The following is a 22612-nucleotide window of genomic DNA, read 5'->3' as shown; positions in this document are numbered from 1 at the left end:
TCTAAATCTATATTTTTATTTCTTGAAAAATCATTAAAAAATATAAAGTTAGCACTTTATAGCTAATTAAAAATAAGCCTATAAAAGTAAAATCAAGCCCTTTTTCTATAGTAAAAAACAAGCAGATAAAACCTATGTCTTCATACCGTTTTCATATCTAAACACAAGCTGTTACTTAAACTGCGCTGCAAAACAAGTAATTAGAAAAAAAATTAAATGAGGGAATAAACTAGACAAGAGAAGCTGTTATATAAATTGCTTTATTTATATTGAATTTTCAATTTTGATACTAAACCAAAGTAACGAGATAAACTTTTAAAAAAAGAGACACAAGAACTATCTTCTCAACATTGAAAAAGGGACCTTAATAAGATCCCTTTTGTCGATATTTAAACGATTTTAGCCGATGTATAGTGGTTATTTAACGATCCAAGGCGTGGCGCTAATAAGCTTAGCATGACTGCTTAATACCGTTTCATCATCTTGCCAGTCATCAGAAACCTTAATTGAGCAACGTTGCTCCTTACAGCTAACACCGTTTGCCGAGATAGCATCTTGGCCGTTAAATTTTAGTACAACACCTTGTTGTTCAGGCAGCAAAAACCACATTAATTTGCTAACGAAAAAGCCCGACAAATCAGATAGTAGCTCGTCAAATTCTTCATTTAACGTATACAAGTTTGCTTTACTAAGCTCAAAATCAGCCAGATCAGTTGCTTCAATTTGCAACCTTAATTGACAATCATGTTTTGGATTTTCTGGTTGAACAACAATAACGGCTTTATCTGTATCTAGCTGCTTATCAAAAGGTAAAAGCAATTGAGCTTTATCTGTATAAGTTAAGTCAAATTCTTGTTTCTCTGTAATTATTTTACCTGATTTGATTGTACATACTTCGTTAGTAGCAATATCAGACAAATAAAAATTAACTTGAGCGTATTGAAATTCGCCTTTATTAACGACTTTCAAACGATCATAAAAACCATCGTATGCAACAACAAATTCAGTAGCAGCGGCCTTAGAGGCAACTGCACCTAGTGCAACCGCAATGGTTGTAAATTTTAACCACGGAAGGAATTTATTCATCAAAGTAAGCTCTGTTTTGATTTATCATTTTATTTAATTCTTCAATGTACGCTTCACCGCGCTCAGAATACGACAACAAGCCCTGTGTTAGCTTAGTAGCATCAATTGGCTTTTGCTGGCGACGTAAATCGGCTCGAATTGATCGTAAATCTTTATACGCTGCGTGAGTATTAATATTTTTAAAATATGAGCTTACAGCAGCACGTACCGATTTAAAAGCAGTCACTTCATGAGCGGCTTCGTTGGCTCGACGACGTGGTACCATGCCACAGCCTTTTTTATAACACCACTGGCCGAAAAAGTTTAAGCCAATTCGAGCAAAACGTGACGTACCCCATGCTGATTCGTTAGCCGCCTGCATAAGCGCAAGTTCTTTTGGAATGATATCTACACGGCGCAGAGCTTGGGTCAGTGATAAGGTATCAATAGTGGTTGGTAACTTGTAGCTGGTCAGTATTTTCTTAATATCTGATTGCTGTTTACTACTTAGCGGCTCATTATACTCAAGCATCATGCGTGCAATTTCTATGAGCGCACGTTGCTGTAGGATCTTTTTATTCTCAGCCTCAACATGAGGACGGATAAAGTCAAAAAATGCATGTTTCTTTTCTTTCACATCAGTAAACGCTGCAAAATCAGGCAGTTTTACATTATGTAATGGCTTTTCTTTTTTGATTACGCGCTGAGTGCCAATAGGTGTTGTCTGTGACTGTTCATCCCCCTCATCCAGAGTATCTTTATCCATAAATGGCGACAACAACGCCCATGCAAAAAAAGCGGCCAGTAAAGCTCTAAAAACGTAATTCAGCATGTATTCTCTCAAATAAACTTTTACTAATATGCGGTAACTTCACGCACACACAATGGCGAAGTATACCAAAGCAGACATTTTTTGGCGAATTAGCCCTGAGATAGTTTCTTAAAGTATAACTAAAGAAGCGTTATGAACCGCCAATTTACTCGCAATTTTCAAGCGCTTGCGTATACTTAAATGCAACCAAACGAGAAATAGGAAGGTTATTTTTATGTGCCAATCTTGGCAAGCTCGCATTATTGATCAGCAAAAATATCGTCCCAACGATAACCGCTCAGCTTGGCAAGTTGACCGCTCTCGTATCATACATGCTGCAGCATTTAGGCGTCTGCAGGCTAAAACCCAAATTATGGGTATTGGCTTAAATGATTTTTACCGAACTCGCCTTACTCATTCTTTAGAAGTTGCACAAATTGGTAGTGGATTATTACGCCACTTAAAAAAGCAACACCCTGAATTTACGAATTTTCCGAGTGGTAGTTTACTTGAAACCTTATGTCTTGCTCATGATATCGGTCATCCACCTTTCGGTCATGGTGGTGAAATAGCATTAAACTACATGATGCGCGATCATGGTGGTTTTGAAGGTAATGCCCAAACCCTGAGAATTGTTTCTAAACTTGAGCCTTATTCTAATGGATATGGCATGAATCTAACCAGACGCACCTTGCTTGGCTTTATTAAATACCCAGCCTTTATTAATGACTTGTGGCACACCATTCCACCAAAAAGTGAACAGCGTAGCTTTATCAAAGCCGACCATTGGCGACCAGCTAAAGGTCTGTATCAAGATGATAAAGATATTTTCGATTGGATTATTGACCCACTGTCGAATAATGATAAACAACTACTGAGCAGTCACTATAAGGTTGATGAATTTAGAGCTAAAACTCACTATAAATCAATAGATTCAGCAATTATGGAATTGGCTGACGATATTGCTTATGCCGTACACGATTTAGAAGACGCCATAGCCACTGAAGTTTTAACCCTTGCAGATTGGCAAAACCATGCCTTAGTACAATTACAAGAGTTAGACTCTGCTTGGCTAACAACACACTTAAGTTCGATTACAGCTAGACTGTTTTCCCATCATGAATATGAAAGAAAGGACGCCATTGGTGAGTTGGTTAACACCTTTATAATTAATGCCAAATTAATAGTACAAAATGCTGATTTTGAATCTGAAATATTACAGTACACTGTAAGTCTACCTGATGAATTTGCTGAAATTCTCAACGTGCTAAAGCATTTTGTTTTTAAACGGTTAATTCGCGAGCCAAAAATGCAGCAAGTTGAGTTTAAAGGGCAAAATCTGCTAATTGAATTATTTAGTGCCTTTGCTAGTGACCCCATGCGTTTATTACCTGAAACAACCCAAGACATGTGGCTTAACGCTCATCAGCAAGAAGATAATGCTATGCGTATAATTTGTGATTACTTAGCTGGGATGAGTGATGAATATGCCTATAAAACATATCAGAGGTTGTTTTTACCTACTTCTTGACTAGTTTTTGAATACAGCTGAAAACTGTTCTAAAATTAAACAGGTTATTAGAAAATAACCACTCCTCTTTGGATGCATTCTATTTAACAGGGATTGAAATGATGCTCAAAAAACACCTACTTTTAAGCGCTATAATGGTAAGTACATTTACCTGCTATAGCGCAGAACAACTTCCTGATCCGTTACTTGAAGAGCGAAATTTAATAATTAAAGATGCTTCTCGATTTGATTGGATACGACTAAACTCTGGTGAGTGGCTTAAAGGTGAACTTGTCTCAATGTATGATAAAGAGATCGAGTTCGATAGTGATGTGCTCGACACATTAATAATCGATCGTGAAGATGTCTACATGATTATCTCTGACCGCCACCATACAGTTCGTTTTAACGATGGGAAGGAGCTCAGCGGTGCACTTAATATATCCGGTGGTTTTATCAAAGTGGGTGAACAACCTGCTAAGTACCGTTATCGCGATTTAGTCTCTATTGCTCCTTCAGTAGAAAGTGAACTTAGTGCATGGACTATAAAATTGTCGATGGGTGCAGATTTAGCTCGCGGTAATACTGACCAAACTGAGTATTCTGTTAAAGCTGATATCAAACGCCGTACTGCATCTAGTCGTTTTTTATCTGAAATTTTGGGCTACCGGACTACCAGCGATAATCAAGTTACTAAAAACAACATTCGTGCTAACGGCACTTATGACTGGTTTTATACACAAAAAATGTATTACCGCCCTATTTTCTTTGAGTACTATCGTGATCCGTTCCAAAATATCGCTAATAAATACACTGTGGGCGCAGGTGTTGGTTACTATGTAATGGATACAGATAAAACAGAATGGGATTTTACAGCAGGGCCAGCATACCAAAAAACGCAATTTGACACTGTTGCTGAAGGCGAAGATGAAAGCAACTCATCAATGTCTTGGTTCATATCTACAAATTATGAATTAGAAGTAACCAAGAAAATTGATTTTTCACTTAATTATCGTTATTTAACGGCTAATAGTGACGCCGGGGGTGATTCACAATATGCAATGGCTGCGTTTGAATTTGAGATCACAGATGATATCGATTTTGACATGTCATTAGTATGGGATTACTTAGCCGACCCTATTGCCGATGAAAACGGTGTGGTACCAGAAAAAGAAGATTACAAAATGATTTTCGCACTGGGAATAGATTTATAAAAGTTAATTTGATGGATATATAAACGCCGAGCTTAAGCTCGGCGTTTTCAATGTTTGTTAAGCAAACACTTCCTTATAGCGATTTAATACCCATGTTATAGAGGGTAAAGCCATAAATATCAGCATATTGGTCGATGATCTTACTTGTTGGCGTACCTGCACCATGCCCAGCATTTGTTTCAATGCGAATAAGATATGGGTTTTGTTTCGCACCTTTTTCTTGCAGTTCAGCAGCAAACTTAAATGAATGCGCAGGCACTACACGGTCATCATGGTCCCCTGTTGTCACTAAGGTTGCCGGGTAGCTAACACCCGCTTTAACATTGTGCACAGGTGAGTAGCCTTTTAAGTAATCGAACATTTCTTTACTTTGTTCACTGGTGCCGTAGTCATACGCCCAACCAGCACCCGCTGTAAAGGTGTGGTAACGCAGCATATCTAAAACACCTACAGCAGGTAACGCGACTTTAAATAACTCAGGGCGCTGTGTCATAACCGCACCAACTAACAAGCCACCATTAGAGCCACCACGTACCGCCAGATAATCAGGTGAGCTGTATTGTTTTTCGTTTAAGTACTCAGCCGCAGCAATAAAGTCATCAAATACATTTTGTTTCTTAAGCTGTGTGCCATTTACATGCCATTCTTTACCGTATTCGCCACCACCACGAATATTAGCAACAGCATAAACACCACCATGCTCAAGCCATGCAGCAACTGTCGGGCTGTAACTTGGCGTTAAACTTACATTAAAGCCACCGTAGCCATATAAGATAGTTGGATTTTTACCATTAAGCTCAGTGCCTTTCTTGTACGAAATAATCATCGGAACTTTAGTGCCATCTTTCGATGTGTAGAACACTTGTTCTGAAGTATATTCTTCGCTGTTAAATTTAGCGCCTGACTTGCGATACACATCAGACTCGCCAGACTCAACATTAAACGAGTAAATGTTGCCTGGAGTGGTGTAATTAGTGAATGAATAATACAGTGTTGGTGCATCATGTTTACCGCTAAAGCCATACGCGGTACCCACACCAGGTAAGCTGATATCACGCACAAGTTTACCTGATTTATCGTATTGCTTTACTTGCGATATAGCATCAACCATATACTTAGCAAAGAAGTAATTACCGCCCTTTGAAATGCTCAATACATTCTCAGTTTCAGGGATTAAATCTTGCCAGTTGTCAGGACTTGGATCAGCAGCATCCACAGTAACAACACGCTTATTTGGTGCGTTTAAGTTAGTCACTAAATAAAGCTTTGTACCGTCATTATCTATAATTGATGTATCTGAGTCTGTATTATCTAAAATTGTCACTAACTTGCTATCAGGCTTAGTTAAATCTTTGATAAATAACTTATTACCTGATGTCGAAGTGCTTGCAGCAATAATTAAATAGCGATTGTCACGAGTAACCTCAGCACCAATATAGCGATGTTTCTGTGCTTTTGTGCCACCATAAATTAATTGGTCATCAGCTTGCGCTGTGCCTAATTTGTGATAATAAACTTTATGTTGATCCGTTTTTGCAGAAAGCTCACTTCCTTTTGGCTTATCGTAGCTTGAGTAATAGAAGCCTTCATTACCAAACCAAGAGATACCGCTGAATTTAACATCGACTAATGCCTCTTCAATAGGCTGTTTTGTTGCCGTATCAATAATAATGATTTTACGCCAGTCACTACCACCTTCAGAAATTTGATAGGCAGCTAAGGTGCCGTCTTCTGTAAAAGTTAAGCCCGACATTGATGTTGTTCCATCAGCACTGAAGGTATTAGGATCTAAGAAAACTTCAGCTTCTGAGTCACCTTTTTTACGATACACCACGTACTGATTTTGCAGGCCATCGTTTTTATAAAAATAAGTGTACTCACCTTCTTTAAATGGGGCTGTCACTTTTTCATAATTCATTAACTTTTCGAGCGTAGTTTTAAGTTCATCGCGATAAGGAATATTTTTTAGATAAGAAAAAGTAACGTCATTTTCGGCTTTTACCCACTGTGCAGTTTCGTCGCTCATATCGTCTTCTAACCAACGATATGGATCGGCTACTTTCTCACCGAAGTATTCGTCGACAACATTGCCTTTTTTAGTTTCTGGATAATTCACAGCAGCTTTAACCTCTGCAGTTTTTACTGTTTGTTCTGTTTTTGTAGGGGTAGATTCACCGCAACCCGCCAATGCAACAACAATTGCACATGCTAATGTTTTCTTGATCATAATCACTTTACTTTTAGTTATTGTTAATGAAATGAAAGTAAAATTAATACATTAGAATGTCTAGTTATTTGCGGTTAATCACGAAATGCGCTGTAAACCAATGTAAAAACAAAAAGCCACGCATTGGCGTGGCTCTTATAAACTTACACAAGTAAACACTCTTGAGATTATACTTTTGTTAACCAACCATGTGTATCTGCTGATTTACCCCATTGAATATCATTCAATGCTTGACGTAATTTAGCGACTTTCTCACCCGGCTCACCCGAACCTACTTTGAACTCTTGGTCGTTATGAATAAGCGTACCAACCGAAGTAAGTACCGCAGCAGTACCCGATAACGCTGCTTCAGTTCCTGGCTTAGCAGCTCTTTCAAGCAACTCAGAAACGGTAAAATTACGCTCAGATACCGTCATACCTAAATCTTTCGCAATCGTTAAAATACTATTACGCGTCACGCCGTGTAAGAATGTGCTATCAAGCGCTTTTGTGATGATTTCATCACCATCAATTAGAATAAAGTTTGCAGCACCAGTCTCTTGAACATCGCCACCTGGGCAGAACAAAATTTGGTCTGCTTGATGTTCTGAACGAGCCTCTAAGATTGGGCCTAATGCACTTGCGTAGTTACCACCACTTTTAACCATACCCATGTGTGGAGCACAGCGCATGCCGTCTTCTTCAAGTAATACGCGTAATGCCGTTGCACCACCTGAAAAATAATCACCCACTGGCGAAAGTAATACATAAAGAAGTGAGCTCATTGACGGTGCAGCGGCTTTACCAATTGCTGCTTCTGTACCAATGTGAGTTGGGCGAATATACATAGAACCCGGAGGTGTTGGTGTTTCGTCTGCGTACTCTTTTACAATGTCTTTGATCATTTGCTCGAGCATGCTTTCTTCAAAGTCAGGTAAGTTTAGTAACTTAGAGCTTTGTTTCATACGAGCAATGTTAGCATCCATACGAAAGATATAGACCGAGCCATCTTCGTGACGAAATGCTTTTAATCCTTCAAAACAGGTGCTTGAGTAATGTAATACGTGAGCACCCGCATGTAATTCGATTTTATCAGATGGGACCAGCGCGCTTTCACTCCATGAGTTATCAGCAAAACGTGCTTGGATCATTTGTGGCATAAATACAGTACCAAATGCGGCCATTGTTATTCTCTCTTGTTTGGACTACTTTTACCCCATTGTAAGCTAATCTATCCCCGTTTAACCATAGCAAACTAGTGCCTTTTATAGATTATAGTGATAATAATTCGACCGTTTGGTACAAAAAATGTGCAAGCCAAGTTGCACATTGTTTACTGAGAATCATTTACTAATAAATAATAGCGAATTATCGGTAATTCATTTTTGCCGTTAGCCGATTAAAGAAGCTCGGAAAGAAGCGCTTAATGGTCGGTGCTAAACCACTTATGCCTTCACCAATTACAACCTCATCTTTTTCAGCTTCAATGGCTTTAATCATTTTTGCAGCGGCTTTAGCGACATCCATGCCGTTCTCAATTGAATGCTCTGGCTTATTTTGTGGCTTACCTTGGCCATCTAATGAGTTATGTGCAATGGCTGTTTTAATTGAACCTGGGCAAATGGTCAGGCAATTAATGTTTTTATCAGCTAATTCTGCTCTTAAGCAATCCATGAAGCCGACTACCGCATACTTAGAGCCCGAATAACCAGTTCTAAACTTCGAACCAACTTTACCTGCGACACTGCTAATTGAAACCACCATCCCCATACCTTGCTTCACCATTTGCGGTACGACCGCCTTAGTTAAGGCAATTAAACCAAAGTAATTCACTTCCATCAGTTGGCGATAAACCGTAAATTCATTTTCTAAAAATAAGCTACGCTGCGACACCCCACCGTTATTGATAAGCACATCAACTTGGCCAAGTCGCTCTATCACCGTAGGCATATCTTCAAGTAAGGCTTCGGGTTTTGCCAAATCAAGGGGGACTACGTGATGATTACCACCGAGTCGTTTATTCAGCTTATTGAGTTTATCTTCATTGCGGGCAGACAATATTAGCGTTGCCCCTTTTGCCGCCAGTTGCTCACAAAGTGCTTCACCAATTCCAGAAGATGCCCCAGTTACCCAAACTGTTTTACCATTTAATTGCATGTGTGTTCCTTATTATTGTTGTTATGCTTTGTTAGGCCCAGCATGTTGTTCGATATAATCAGCAATATCTTTATAAAAACCAAGCATAATCAAGAACTCGGCTAATACAAATAAAGGCCCTATTACCAAACCAATTAAATCGTCAACAAAGGCTGGCTTTTTACCTTCAAAATAATGACCAATAAACTGAAAAACCCAACCAACAACGAAACTGCCAATACTTACGGCTAGCCATAATTGTGTTGAAAGCGACACCACAGGCTCAGCAGCAATGCTTAACACACTTAAGCATACAGCCATAATTAACCCCATCGATAAACTAAGCATTAAGTAATAGAGACAGGTGAGCCCAATCACCACGGTTGCTAAAGAGATGACAACAGGCTCAGAGATAAGCGTGACGCGTTGCAATAAACAAATAATTGCAAACACAATTAATGGAATGCCAATAAAGTGGGTGTAAATATTGCGTTTAGAACGGTGATAAAGGGCGTAATTTGTCAGTTGTTGTTTTAATGTTTTCATTATATTTTCCTGCCAAAACTGTGTTCAAAACTCAGATTAGCAGATAATTTACTAGCAAGAATGTCAACTATCCGACATTTTAACTAGCTCTATTAAACTCGCATATCAAATCAGCGCATCAATTATCTTGCCTTTATCGGCCTCTGGCTGCATATCCATGCGTTCGCGTCCTTTTTGATACTCTTCATCAAGCATCGCTTGCAGCTCATTCATTTTTTCTTGCAGTGCTTTGGTGTCGGCACCTTGTTGCTGCATTTGTTCCGCTAGTTTTTCTATTTGCGCTTTTATTTCGTCAATTTTCTCTTTATCAACACCGAGTCGCTGATAAACCAAGGCTTCTTGCGCCTGTGCTAGAAAAGAGCTGGGCTCAGACTGCTTTTGTAAAAGTTGGTGTGCTGAAGATGCAGGCGTATGCATGGCCTTCACACCCTCAGGGCGGGCCGTTTGCGAAAGCTTAGTAGCAGCCGAAGTGTGATGAGGGTTATATTGATTATGAAACGTAATTGCCACAAGTTGTCTTCCGTTTAAGCTTGATTACAGCTTTGTAGCAATTTTAGTTCCAAACTAGCATTGAGATTGCAATTTATCGATATCAATTATTTCAATCGTTTGATATTTAAGATTAATAATTGAATCAGCTTGCAGGGATTGCAAAATTTGATTAACAGTTTGCCGTGTTAGATAGGTCATATCGGCAAGTTGTTGCTGAGTAAGCGGCAAACAGTTTTGCAGTGATGACTGATAAAGCATGTATAAGCGCTTAATCACCTTTTGCTTTGCCGTTAGTAATGCGTGATCTTCTAATGAATCAAACAGATTTCGCACTTTGTTAGTAAGCAACAGCCCAAAATCATGCCAATAAGCGGGATGATCTTGTAATAACTGAGTTAATGCCCGTTCTGATACGTGTAAAAGCCTTACCGTAGTTTGTGCATACACATCGTGGGTCCGTTGACCACCATCAAACAAAGCAACTTCACCAAACCACATTGCACTGGTTACAAAACTGAGTACAGCTTCTTTGCCTTGGTTATTAACGCCAGAAACTCTAAGCACGCCATTAATAACACAATACAGACCATTATTTTCATCACCACGCAAAAACAATGCATCACCGGCATTTAAGGTGATTAATTTAGCATTTTTTACTAGCTTGTCCCTAAATAATTGTGCTCGATTTTTAAACCATTTATCTTGGTTAATAACCGAAAGGTCTTGTTCATTCAAGTGTTTATCCTTTACATTGGTGTAGTGTGCATATATCCAAGCCACCTCAAAATGCAGAATTCAGCGTTTCACAGGTGCTTAATATCAAGGCGTTACTTTGCAAGAATGGCATTCCCTTTTAAGAAGTAACAACGATGAGAGTAAGTGCCTGCGAAGCGCCCAAAGGGTTGGTTTAAAAGCGATTTATACTGCGTTATTGATTTTAACAATAGAACATCTATTACTTGCAATCAATGCCTTGCCTAAACCGCTTTTATTTCCAACTGAAACTCGTATTTTGAGGTTGTTTGGATATCTAAATAATAAAAGGATACGGGATGTTAAACAAACTACTTTCGACCAGCCTACTTCTCAGTGCTATTTCTACCCCTGCATTTGCTAGTGATATTAATACTGAACTTAAATCTGCAAATAAAAGCGTCAGCGAAAAAGTCATTAAATGGCGCCGACATTTACACCAAAACCCAGAACTTAGTAACCGTGAGTTTGAAACTGCCAAATACGTAGCTAAGCATTTACGCTCTTTAGGCCTTGAAGTACAAACAGGTGTTGCTCATACAGGTGTCGTTGCCAAACTGAAAGGTGGTAAAAAAGGTCCGCTTATTGCGCTGCGTGCTGATATGGATGCATTACCTGTTAAAGAGCAAGTAGATTTACCATTCGCGTCAACTCAAACGGCTGAATACAAAGGTAATACAGTTGGCGTAATGCATGCCTGCGGTCATGATAACCATGTGGCTATTTTAATGGCGGCAGCGGAGTCTTTAGTTAAAATTAAAGACCAACTAGCAGGTGATATTCTATTTGTCTTCCAACCTGCTGAAGAAGGTGCTCCAGAGGGCGAAGAAGGCGGTGCTGAGCTTATGCTTAAAGAAGGCTTATTTAAAGAAAAGCCAGAAGCCGTATTTGGTTTACACGTAACCAGCTCACTTAATACCGGACAAATTGGTTTTCGTGAAGGACCGTTAATGGCCAGCGCCGATAAATTTACAATCACAGTAAAAGGCCGCCAAACTCACGGTTCTCGTCCTTGGAATGGTGTTGACCCAATTGTAGCTTCATCACAAATTATTATGGCAACTCAAACCATTGCTTCACGCCAAGTTGATGTAACCAAAGCGCCTTCAGTGGTTTCATTTGGTGCCATTAATGGTGGTATACGTAACAACATCATCCCAGATCAAGTTGAAATGGTTGGCACAATTCGTACCTTTGACCAAGAAATGCGCGCTGACATTAAAAAACGTTTAGCTAAAACCGCTGAGATGGTGGCTGAATCTGGTGGCGCAGAAGCGCATGTTCACATTGACCATGGTTACCCAGTAACAGTGAACGATGTTGAACTTACCAAGAAAATGGCCCCAACACTTGCAGGTGTGGTTGGCAAAGAAAACCTGATCACAACCCCACTTATCACAGGTGCAGAAGACTTTAGTTACTACGCCTTAGAAACACCAGGAATGTTCTTTTTCTTAGGTGTAACACCAAAAGGTCAAGATGCTGTTACAGCGCCAAGTAATCATTCACCACACTTTTTTGCAGACGAGAAAGCTTTACAGCTTGGAGTAAATGCAATGACGCAATTAGTGATTGATTACCTTAAATAATCAATACTCTCATACCGGCGGGTAACATCATTACCCGCCCTATTTTCTTATCTGTTCAGCATCAATAAAGTTCATTTTGCTAAGGTTAACTTACTATCAAATAGGTAAGGAAGCCTCATGACATCAGAATACTTTCACTTTTTAAGCATTATCGGTGTAGCATTTTTTGCAATCTCTGGCACCTTACTAGGTCATGAAAAAAGTGTCGGTGGTTTTGGTGTAGTGGTGGTTGCCACGGTAACAGCAATAGGAGGTGGAACATTACGCGATATTTTGCTCAATAAGCCGGTCTTTTGGATAGCCCAACCAGATTATTTATATGCTACTTACATTGCCATTTTTGCCTCCATTTTATCGATTCGTCATTTACCCGATTTAAGTAACACCACCATGTTGTTAATGGATGCCGTAGGTATGGCAATTTTCAATATTATCGGTATAGAAAAGGCACTAATAGAAGGAGCTGATATGGTTGTTGCAATTACTATGGGCATGACCACTGGTATTTTTGGTGGCTTGATGCGCGATGTAATTTGCCGAGAAGTGCCTCTAGTTATGGGTGAAGAGCTTTATTCAACCGCTTGCTTATCGGGAGGGTTAACCTATGCTGCCTTATTCACCCTTGAGGTAAGTTATATTTGGTGCATTATTGGCGCATTTGCTGTGACGGTATTTTTAAGATTAGGCGCCATCCATTTTGGTTGGCAACCTAACCTGTTTCGTAAAAGCAGCTTTAAACGCTCTTAGCAGGTCATATAAATACACCCGTCGAGTGGCATGTCAGCTGGGTACTGGGTTTGTATAAAACCCAGTTTCTCATAGGCCGTTTTAGCAAGGGTATTGTGGGTATACACAAACAAAGACAAGCTATCACACTGCAACTGCTGTTTACCCTGCTCTCCCAGTAAATTTATCAGCACTTTTGCAAGACCTTTGCCACGCTCGCTTGGCGCGATAACTAACCGCCCTAAATGACAACGCCCTTCACGTAAATAGTATTGACCAAACCCAAGCATCTGGCCATCGCCATTAACCAACGCGTAGGAATTCAGCGCATCTAGGTTTAAATCTTTTTTAAAGCTTTGTGTATCAAATGGATAGTTAAAAAATGGCCCTGACCAAATACGCAGTTCTGCCTCTGTGTTAAACCAACCCATTAACTGGTTAAGTTGGATGTCGGTTACTTTAACGAGCTTCATGTTTTAACCTATCGTATAAACCTGATGCACGAGTAACAGATTTATTCATGGCCATTAGCAATACATTTTTATCGGCCACCAGCTCAAATGTGGTTTTCGCGCGGGTGATCCCCGTGTAAACCAACTGTCTGTTAATCCCCTGATTAGCCTGTTTAATTGGCGGTAAAATCATCGCGGTGTAAGCAAACTCTGAGCCTTGCGACTTATGAATAGTCATTGCATATACTTTATCGTGAGCGGGTAAACGTGCTGGTGAAAAGGCACGAATGTTTTCTTGTTCATCAATAAACATGGCTTTTAACTGACCTTGCTCATCATGCATTAAAATACCTATGTCGCCATTAAACAGTTTTAACTGATAGTCGTTTTGGCTGATCATTATTGGCATACCCACATAGTGCCTTTGATATGGCGCAATTAAGCCTTGTTGAGTAAGTGCTTTTTCAATACGCTGATTAAGGCTATTTACTCCATAATCTCCCTCTCTGACGGCAGCTAGTAACTGATAATGCGCAAATGCTTTATGCACACTGGCTACACTTGCCCCTTGCTGGATAAGATGCAAATAATCGTGGTATTGCAAAGCCGCTTGCTGCACAAAATACTCAATCGGTTTACTGATTACACTGTAATTAAGTTTAAGGTCTTTAAAACCGCCTTGATTAATCGTTTGCTCAACGTAGCCCAGTAAGCCACTGTTATTGGTATTTACAGCTTGTGCTAATTGACCAATACCGCTGCTGCCATCAAAACGATAACTTTGCTGTAAAAACGCAATACAATCGTTAAGTACAAAATGGCTGCTCGCCGCGGGTATAGCGCTCTGATTATTAAAACAAACGCGATTAAGCTGCGCAGCTCTTTCACTGCTGTAATCAGGCATTTTGCCAAGCTCTAACCCTTGGCATAGGTCACTAAGAATACTGCCCGTATCAACCGAGGCTAATTGGTCTTTATCGCCAAGTAAAATAAGCCTTGCATGACTAGGTAGTGCTTCGATTAGTTTTGCCATAAGCGACAAATCAACCATCGATGCTTCATCAATAATCAGAACATCTAAATGCAGCGGGTTACGCTTGTTATGGCGAAACTTATTAGTATGCGGAATAACGCCAAGTAAGCGGTGAATCGTTTGCGCACTGTCTGGAATAAGTGGCGCGATATTCTCAGGGATCATACTGAGCTTTTGCTTCGCCCCTAAAATCGACTCGGTTAAACGAGCTGCCGCTTTACCTGTCGGTGCAACCAGCTTTATTGTTAGCGGTGCACTGGCATACAAAGATTGTAATATGGCTAGTAGCTTAGTTACCGTGGTGGTTTTACCGGTACCCGGGCCGCCAGTGATCACACTAAAGCCTTTTGTTGCAGCTATCGCACAGGCTACTTTTTGCCAGTTTAATGTTTTAACAGGATCGCTTGGGTTGGTTGTATGTTCACTGTTTGGAAAATACACCTCAAGTAATGCCTTTAATGCAGCTTCATCAAGGGTGAGCTCTTTCGTTGCTAAATGATGTAAACGCGATGCCAGTGTGGTTTCGTACTCTGCCAAACGGGCAAAGTAAAGTTTATTAGCAAACAATAGCAGTGGCTTGTCGTCCCCTACGCACTCAGCATTCATTAGTCCATTAACGGCCTCAGTAAGACCAAATTCCATATCAAACGGCGTTAAAACCTCAGGGGCTGCGATACTGGCATCAGCTAAGCTTTGCTGTTTAATTTCAAACGGATTTTGCCAGTTTATATTAGCCAGTTCTAAACAGCTGTGCTGACTTTGCTGCGCTGCCGCAAGCAATAAAATCAGGTAAAAAACCTCACTGTGCGCTGTATCGTTATTCTCTATCAGTGTTTGTGAACCGGTTAAAAGCTCTGCGAGCTTAACATCAACCAAGCGAATACGTTTTGCCTCAAGCAAATAACTCAATAGAGGCTGAGTTTTAACTTCTATAGCAGGCAACGCTGAATCGTTTTCAACATGTTTCGTTGATTGTTCTACTTGTTGATTTTTACTAGCCTGTTCATTACTGTTTGATTGCTTATTCATAGGCTCGTGGGGTTCATGATCATCAAAGCCGAATGTCATTTGACTCATAGCATGGCTCCTTGTGCGAATAAGCTATCAAGCTCAGTTATTTGCTGTTTCGTTAGCTGATTAAAGTACACCCCTTGCCCTTCGCTCATACCACGTAAGAAGGTGTAGTAAACACCGCCTAAATGCGTGTCGCTATCGTAATCTTGAATACGTTGCTTTAATAAACGGTGTAGTGCCACGGTATAAATTAAATACTGCAAATGATACTGATGACTGGTCATAGCTTGCTCTAGTTGCTCATGTTGGTAGTCAGCCGCACTATTACCTAAAAAGTTCGATTTATAATCAAGAATATAATACTTACCCTGCCAGCAAAATATTAAATCTATGAAGCCTTTTAGTAAGCCTTGCACCTCACTAAAATTAAGCTGTCCTGGTAATTTAAAATGTTGCACCAACACTTGATTAAGCTTATCACTTGAAAGCGATAACAACGGTAAATTAAATTCCATTTCGACCAAACACGTATCAGGTTCAAGTACTGATAAACTAAGCCCTTTATCGTTTAATGGGCAGTTTAATGCTGCTAGGATCCACTGCTCTGTCATTTCCTGCCAGCTATCATCAATATGGTATTTTTCAAATAATTTTTTGATCACTTTATCAAGTGCATGGTCGTCTTGCTCAGTGGCTGGACGCTTTAACGCATAAGGGTCGGTAAAGTCCAATTGCTCAAATATTTCATGTAAACAACTACCCGGCTTTGCGCCTTTAGGAAAGCTGTAAGGTGTTATAGCATTTGCATTTTGGGCTAAAAACTCATCTTTTGCGTGGTCTTCATCACTGCGCCCAAGTTCAATGTGGTCAGTATGCTTTTTCAGCGTTAAGCTACTAAAGCTGGTTGAGCGCCAATCACGCTGGATCTCTGCTTTTACAGTATTTACTTTATAGACTTGTTCTCTGTCAGAACTGCCTAATCTTAGCTTTTCAAGCTCATCTGCTTGGGTAAATACCTCATAGTGCATGTGCGCTGAGCCATTACAAAATTCTTGTAACAATGCTCGCCATTCATCGCCCGATTTAACATCTAACCCTGCAAATAATACGTGGCCAATGCTAGTACTTTGAATGCCCGGACGAGCACTGCGACCTTGCGCAATGTTATACATCCCCACTGAGCAAAAATGCACGGCACGAGTCAGCGCCACATAGAGCAATCGTAAATCTTCGGCCAAGCGCTCTTGCTCTGCTTTTTGCATTGCATCATCACTTTTAGCAAGATCATAAATCAACTTACCGTCTTTATGATAAAGGGCTTCTTTGCTTTCGCGATAACCACAGGCAAACGGCATGAATACAATCGGGTACTCTAAGCCTTTTGAGGCGTGCATGGTGACAATTTTCACCAAATTAGCATCGCTTTCTAGGCGTACTTGCACCGCTTCACCATCTTGTTGACTGACTTTTTGCGCAAACCAACGCAGCAATCTATGGGTTCCCTCAAGCTCAATTTGCTTTTGCTGTAAAATTTCCCCTAAATGGCGGAAATCGGTAAGCCAGCGTTCAACATTGTAACCTAAGCCTTGCCAACGCGCTGCGAGTTGATTATGGCTTAATAAACGCTCGAGCATCGCCATGGCGCCTTGTTTATGCCAAATATGGGCAAGCTGGGCAAAAAAGTTTAGATGCTCTTGCCATGCACTTTCATTTTCGTGAAGTTCATAAATGCGGTTGTAGCTTAAGCAAAACAATGGCCCGGCAAGTACACCACGCAGTAACGACTCATCATACTGACCATGTAATGCTGTTAAAAAGTTAAGTAAATGGTGACTAAGCTCTTGGTTAAACACACTATCACGCGACAAATACACGCTGGCAATGGTAGCTTCTGCAAGTGCGGCTTTCATCAGCTGTGCTTCGTTTCGATCTCGCACTAACACACAGATATCGGCAGCAGTAAGTGGTTTTCCTGCAATAGTCGCATCGCCTGCATCAGCTTGCTTGAGTAGCTCAGTGATTTTTTTCGTATACTGCAAAGCTAATGCCTGTTGAGCCACCCCTTTGCTAGTTGGCTTGTTGTTCGCTTCTGCGTATTCATCAACAAAAACCGAAAATTCAAACGCACTGGGCATTTCACCGTTTATTAAAAACGCTTTGTCTTGCTGTTTTCCTTTTGCATTAACCTTTTGAAATGGGATTGCGTCGTTGTAAATAAAGCTATTGTCATTTTTATCAAATAAGCGGTTTACGCTATCAACAACCCCTTCACTTGAGCGGTAGTTGGTATCGAGGGTGTATTGTTTGTCCTCTGAAACAGCTTGTTTTGCGCCTATATAAGTAAAAATATCTGCACCACGGAAACCGTAAATAGCCTGTTTAGGGTCGCCTATCATGGCAAGGGTGGTGTTTTTAATGCCATAAATGCGGCTAAAAATGCCATATTGAACGGGGTCGGTATCTTGGAATTCGTCTATCATGGCAACCGGAAACAAGGCGGCAATTTTTTCACTTAACGCTTTGCCTTGCTCACTTAAAAGCGCCTGATGCAAGTTACTTAATAAGTCATCAGGGGTGATCACGCCTTGCTCTTGCTTACGTTTAACTAATGCATTTGCCACCCATTTAGCAGCATATTGCACTATCGCAATATTCAATCCGTTGTTGATAAGGCTACTCAGTTTGGCCATTTCATCAAACTGAGCCACCATTGCATGACTAAGCAAACTACCGTTTTTCTTGTAATTTGCAGGATCGTTTAAACTCTCTGAGCCCCATACTTCAAACGAGTATTTACTGGTACCAAATACAAAAAACAACTCATCATTGTTTAGGTATTCTTCAAGCGCTGCAAGGCTGTTTTTTCGACCTGGGGTTTTTGAGCCACTTAAATCAGATGCTTTTACTGCATTAATAAACTCACTCTCAAGGCACGCCTTTTTAAATGCCGGTACTTTTGCCACAAAGTTGTCGCGCGCTTGCCATATATCGTCAAGGTCGTACTCAGGGGTGATTGTTGCCCCTTGCTTGTTGAGTAAACTCACTACCTGTGAATACAGTGATGCAGGCACTGGGAAAATATCGGTAATTGCTTGCGTGCGCTCTTTTGATTGTGGGTAGACAAAGGCACGCCAAAAGTCATTGAGGGTTTCTTGAATAAGCTCACGCTCATCTAAAATAAACTCTAAGTTAAACGCCACACCTGATTCAAAAGCATGTTGTTTCAGCATTCGCTGACAAAATCCATGAATAGTGAATATAGCGGCTTCATCCATCGACTTTGCCGCGGCGTCTAACAAATCAAATGCCGCGTGTTTATCAGTCACCTCGTTAATCACTTGCTCAATCAACTCATCATCGGGCTTTTTGCCAAGCAGAGCATCTCTGGCATTGATTATACGCGCCCGCACACGGTCTTTAATTTCTTGCGTTGCAGCCTCTGTGAAGGTCACCACCAGTATTTGCTCAACACTCAGCGGCGTATTTAATTGTTCATCTTCACCGGTCGCTTTTTGTAAGCCCAACAAATACCGTAAATACAAACCAGTGATGGTGTAAGTTTTACCCGTACCAGCACTGGCTTCAATAAGGCTTTGCCCACACAGCGCCATACTCATTGGATTAAGCGTTTGCATGATCTGCCTCCTGTGCTAATTCAACTAGTGGCGATAACAGCAGCTCGCTCCATTTAATAAACTCTTCTTCACAGTCTTTTAGGCTCTTTATGGTTAAACGAATATACGGGTTTTCGCCTTCACCCATGCCTATGTATTGCGGCGCGAATTTATTGTTTGCTTTGACCATATCTTTATCTGATTTTATATACTCGTAGCCACTGACTGGGAAAAACGCCACTGGGCGAGTTAAAAGCGTTTCATAGAGCGAGAACCAATCGTTTAAATACTTGCGGGCATCGTCTTCTGACAAAGGTGAAAAACTAATTTGCTTGTCTAAACCAAGAATGAGGGTTTCAACTGACTGGCCCATTATTTGCGCCGCTAAATGATGCACAAAGCCCCTAATAACATCTTTTGCTTTAATACTGGCGGTGCGATAAAACACCTGTTTTTGACCATATATATGATTTAACCAACCTTCTAATCTGGTGTTGGCAATTTTAATATTTACTTCAACGGGTAATGCTTCATCACCTTGAATATGCGCTTTTACTTGCCCTGCAAGAGCATCGACTCGGTGCTGCATACTTTCGAACACTAAGTCACCAACGTGTGCTTGCGGTAATTCACCACGCTGCATAATTTGCGCTTGGTTTAGAGGCATTTCTTGAATACTGGCTTCGAGAATTTCGTCTAGATAAAAGTAGCGACGTAACGCGTCTAAGCTAAACGGCTCTTCATCTTTAGCAATATCGTTAAATTGCGGCAAGCGTAAGCCCAAGCTTTGCTGATAAAAGCTCTCGTGAGGCTGGCAAATACTGCGAATAAACTGACTTAACTCGACGCTACTTTCTGGCTGAACATTAAGCGCTTGCTGAGGCTCAGGATTGACACTTTGAGTTGGCATCCAAACAGGATTATAGCTATGTAATTGTGTTGCTAATGGTTTGTCTGCTTTTTGCTTATCATCACTTTTCTCTGTCAGATAATAGGCTGGGTTGAATGGCTGTAAGTGCTGATAATTAATCAGCGCCTCAGGAAGCTTTAAGTCTGTTTCTTGATCTGCAAATTCAAAACTACGTGCTATGTATTCTAGCAATTCGCTCACTAAGGTTGACGGCATTCTTGGTTGGTTATCAAAGCATGAGCGACCAATATAACTGATGTATAGATTCTCACGAGCACTTAAAATCGCTTCTAAAAACAGGTAACGGTCGTCGAGTTTACGAGAACGGTCCCCTTTTTGGCGTTTTGAGTAAGGTACTAAGTCAAAACCAATTGGCTGAACTGTTCGCGGATAATCGGCATCATTTAAACCCAGCATACACACTACTTTAAATGGCACAGCCCGCATTGGCATCAAGGTACAAAAGTTAACTTGTCCCACTAAAAAGCGCTGCCCTACGCCTTTTTCTTGAATACCTTGTTTAACAAGGTAACTAACAATGCGCTGCGAAACGTTTTGTTGATAATCGCCATTTTCATAATGCTTGATCAGCGTATCAAGTACTTTTTGTAGGACTAATAAATCCCAGCTTTGCTCTCCTTCATCACTGTATACTTCACCTAATAACTCTTTTAGAATGTCTGCTTTTTCATTGAGTGGTGCATCAGCTTGTAGCTTGGTTTTATAACGTGCCAGTACGTCAATAAATTCAATCAGTTTATTCAGCGTGTTTAGTGCCATGCCTTCCACTTCATCGGCACTGTAAATGCCCGAGAAAGGCAACTGTTCATCACGTTGTGCAACACCCAATAGCAAGCGGTTTAAACCGTGTTGCCAGGTATTTAAATCAATCGCAGGTAAGCCAAAACTGTCTTTGTGAGCTGCATCTAAGCCCCATTTTACGCCAACACGTTCAAGCCAAAAACCAATTTGCTCATATTCATGCGGTTCGAGATTAAATTTCTCGGCAATTTGCGTGACTTGCAGTAAATCAAGAATGTCAGACACACCAAAGCGTGAGTAAGGTAAATCGGCTAAACTTGCAAACGAGCTCAACACGGGCTTTTCTTGTTCTATAGCTAAATCAGCTAACGCATAAGGAATAAAGCGTCGCCCCTCTGCACCACCAAACACCGCTTCAATGTACGGGCTGTATGTGCCAACATCTGGCATCATTACAATAATATCTTTCGGTGTTAACTCTTTATTTTCATTAAATAAATTAAGCAAGTAATCGTGTAGTCGTTCTACTTCACGAAGTGGCGTGTGACAATCGCTAAGCACAATGCTGGTATCATCTGACTGAATTGGCAGTTTGCCTTCGTCATTGATGAACCATTCTTTATCTGGCGTTAGTGACTCACCCTTAAAGGCTAATTGGTAAATCTCAGACTGAATTTGTGATAACAAACTGTCATCAAAATCGTTATCGAATCCGTCAAGCCACTGCGCATCTAATTGCAGTAACTGCTCAAAATAGTCTCGGCCTAATTTACCCCACGATGAGAGTAACGGGTTACCGATAAAAAAGTACTCGTGATCAGGGTTTTTCGCACTGTCTTCAAGTGCTTGTAACTGCGGGCGTTTAGCATATTTAGCGGTAATTTTGGCTGCTGTTTTTTCATCGAGTGTATCGCCCCAGTAATGTTCACTAGGGTTAAAGAAAAACAAAAATACCTGCGTTTTTTTCGCAATGGCCTGAAACACTTCAAGCTGGCTACTCGCAATTGCAGAAATACCAAATAAACTAATGCGCTCAGGTAATAGGCTTGCGTCCATTTTTTCAAGGGCTGCAAGGAGTTTGTCTTGCATGTTGGCGCGGTGATATTGGCTTTGCCCAAGTTCTTTACTGTGCGCCACCAGCTTACGCCAGAGATCTGGCTGCCATGGCGCAATGCCCACATCAACATCACCAAGCTCATCGATGCCCTGCTCCCAAGTGGCAATCCAATTGGGGCGATACATTAAATATTGGTCATAAACGTCGGCAATTTTCTCGCACAAGGCAAAGGTTTTTTGCCCTTCGCTATCACCATCTAAATAGGTTTTCAGCGGTAAATACAGCGGCTCATCAATGCAGTTTGGTAAAATCGCAAACAGCTTCCAAGCAAGATTAGCTTTGTTATACGGTGATTCACTTGGTACATCGGGCAACAATTGCTGATAAAGCTGCCAAATAAAACTTGAAGGTAGCGGAAAATCAACCTGAGCAGCAATCCCTAAGTGTTCACTTAAGCCTATTTTTAGCCACTGCGACATACCCGGTGACTGCACAAGCACAATTTCTTTTTTAAAGGGGCTCGTTAATGGATTAACTTTAAGAAGAGCGTGAAACCGCGCTTGCAGTGCTTCCATGCGATTTGATTGAATTATATTCAGCACTTTACACTGTCCTTGCTTGAAACTAACTAATTGACACAGTGTAAGATATTTTAATTAGATGGGATAGAGAGAAATACCCGCAAACAGGGCTTAATCCATGTTTGCGGGTATTAGATGCGG

At 40.7% G+C, this 22612-nt stretch carries 16 protein-coding genes; 4 read left to right on the top strand and 12 right to left on the bottom strand.

The window, feature by feature from the left end:
* Positions 1 to 417 precede the first annotated feature (417 nt).
* Positions 418 to 1086: a DUF2987 domain-containing protein gene (locus QUE86_RS14885; RefSeq protein WP_130051657.1), complete on the bottom strand. Its 669-nt coding sequence runs from the start codon at positions 1084 to 1086 to the stop codon at positions 418 to 420.
* Complete coding sequence (locus tag QUE86_RS14880) at positions 1079 to 1897, bottom strand: glucosaminidase domain-containing protein (protein WP_130051658.1); 819 nt, start codon at positions 1895 to 1897, stop codon at positions 1079 to 1081. Before QUE86_RS14880 ends, QUE86_RS14885 begins: the two co-directional genes overlap by 8 nt.
* Before the next feature lie 214 nt (positions 1898 to 2111).
* Between QUE86_RS14880 and QUE86_RS14875 the strand changes: the two genes are divergently transcribed.
* Together QUE86_RS14875 and QUE86_RS14870 are read left to right on the top strand one after the other, a co-directional pair.
* Complete coding sequence (locus tag QUE86_RS14875) at positions 2112 to 3407, top strand: anti-phage deoxyguanosine triphosphatase (protein ID WP_286258142.1); 1296 nt, start codon at positions 2112 to 2114, stop codon at positions 3405 to 3407.
* A 134-nt stretch (positions 3408 to 3541) separates the two neighbouring features.
* A complete protein-coding gene (locus QUE86_RS14870; protein WP_167658838.1) occupies positions 3542 to 4600 on the top strand; it encodes a DUF481 domain-containing protein in 1059 nt (352 codons plus the stop codon).
* A gap of 73 nt (positions 4601 to 4673) precedes the next feature.
* Here the strand turns inward: QUE86_RS14870 and QUE86_RS14865 are convergent, their stop codons facing one another.
* From QUE86_RS14865 to QUE86_RS14840, 6 genes are all read right to left on the bottom strand, one after another.
* On the bottom strand, positions 4674 to 6827 hold the full coding sequence (locus tag QUE86_RS14865; RefSeq protein ID WP_286258138.1) for a prolyl oligopeptidase family serine peptidase: 2154 nt from the start codon (positions 6825 to 6827) through the stop codon (positions 4674 to 4676).
* Between the two features lie 167 nt (positions 6828 to 6994).
* On the bottom strand, positions 6995 to 7990 hold the full coding sequence (locus QUE86_RS14860) for a branched-chain amino acid aminotransferase (RefSeq protein ID WP_130051682.1): 996 nt from the start codon (positions 7988 to 7990) through the stop codon (positions 6995 to 6997).
* Between the two features lie 184 nt (positions 7991 to 8174).
* A complete protein-coding gene (locus tag QUE86_RS14855; RefSeq protein ID WP_130051683.1) occupies positions 8175 to 8963 on the bottom strand; it encodes an SDR family oxidoreductase in 789 nt (262 codons plus the stop codon).
* Between the two features lie 21 nt (positions 8964 to 8984).
* Entirely contained in the window at positions 8985 to 9488 is a 504-nt protein-coding gene (locus QUE86_RS14850; RefSeq protein ID WP_130051684.1) for an Mpo1 family 2-hydroxy fatty acid dioxygenase, read from the bottom strand.
* A gap of 105 nt (positions 9489 to 9593) precedes the next feature.
* On the bottom strand, positions 9594 to 9998 hold the full coding sequence (locus QUE86_RS14845; protein WP_286258134.1) for a hypothetical protein: 405 nt from the start codon (positions 9996 to 9998) through the stop codon (positions 9594 to 9596).
* A 54-nt stretch (positions 9999 to 10052) separates the two neighbouring features.
* Positions 10053 to 10715: a Crp/Fnr family transcriptional regulator gene (locus tag QUE86_RS14840; protein ID WP_130051686.1), complete on the bottom strand. Its 663-nt coding sequence runs from the start codon at positions 10713 to 10715 to the stop codon at positions 10053 to 10055.
* Between the two features lie 317 nt (positions 10716 to 11032).
* On the opposite strand from QUE86_RS14840, the gene QUE86_RS14835 reads away from it, so the two are divergent.
* Entirely contained in the window at positions 11033 to 12322 is a 1290-nt protein-coding gene (locus tag QUE86_RS14835) for an amidohydrolase (RefSeq protein ID WP_130051688.1), read from the top strand.
* 117 nt (positions 12323 to 12439) lie between these two features.
* Complete coding sequence (locus tag QUE86_RS14830; protein WP_130051689.1) at positions 12440 to 13069, top strand: trimeric intracellular cation channel family protein; 630 nt, start codon at positions 12440 to 12442, stop codon at positions 13067 to 13069.
* Here QUE86_RS14830 and QUE86_RS14825 read toward each other — a convergent pair.
* The 4 genes from QUE86_RS14825 to recC are packed head-to-tail and all read right to left on the bottom strand — an operon-like array spanning position 13066 to position 22492.
* Positions 13066 to 13521, bottom strand: coding sequence for a GNAT family N-acetyltransferase (locus tag QUE86_RS14825; RefSeq protein ID WP_286258131.1), 456 nt, complete (start codon positions 13519 to 13521; stop codon positions 13066 to 13068). The genes QUE86_RS14830 and QUE86_RS14825 overlap by 4 nt on opposite strands.
* Positions 13508 to 15562 carry an exodeoxyribonuclease V subunit alpha gene (gene recD, locus QUE86_RS14820; RefSeq protein WP_434784480.1) on the bottom strand — a complete coding sequence of 685 codons (2055 nt, stop codon included), beginning with the start codon at positions 15560 to 15562 and terminating at the stop codon, positions 13508 to 13510. The genes QUE86_RS14825 and recD overlap by 14 nt, the downstream gene beginning before the upstream one ends.
* Positions 15563 to 15606: 44 nt before the next feature.
* Positions 15607 to 19182: an exodeoxyribonuclease V subunit beta gene (gene recB / locus QUE86_RS14815; RefSeq protein ID WP_286258127.1), complete on the bottom strand. Its 3576-nt coding sequence runs from the start codon at positions 19180 to 19182 to the stop codon at positions 15607 to 15609.
* A complete protein-coding gene (gene recC / locus QUE86_RS14810; RefSeq protein ID WP_286258125.1) occupies positions 19169 to 22492 on the bottom strand; it encodes an exodeoxyribonuclease V subunit gamma in 3324 nt (1107 codons plus the stop codon). The genes recB and recC overlap by 14 nt, the downstream gene beginning before the upstream one ends.
* Between the last annotated feature and the right edge of the window lie 120 nt (positions 22493 to 22612).

Origin of the sequence: Pseudoalteromonas apostichopi, assembly GCF_030297135.1 — a bacterium.
GTDB lineage: Bacteria > Pseudomonadota > Gammaproteobacteria > Enterobacterales > Alteromonadaceae > Pseudoalteromonas > Pseudoalteromonas apostichopi.
This window is presented reverse-complemented; position numbering and strand designations above follow the sequence as displayed.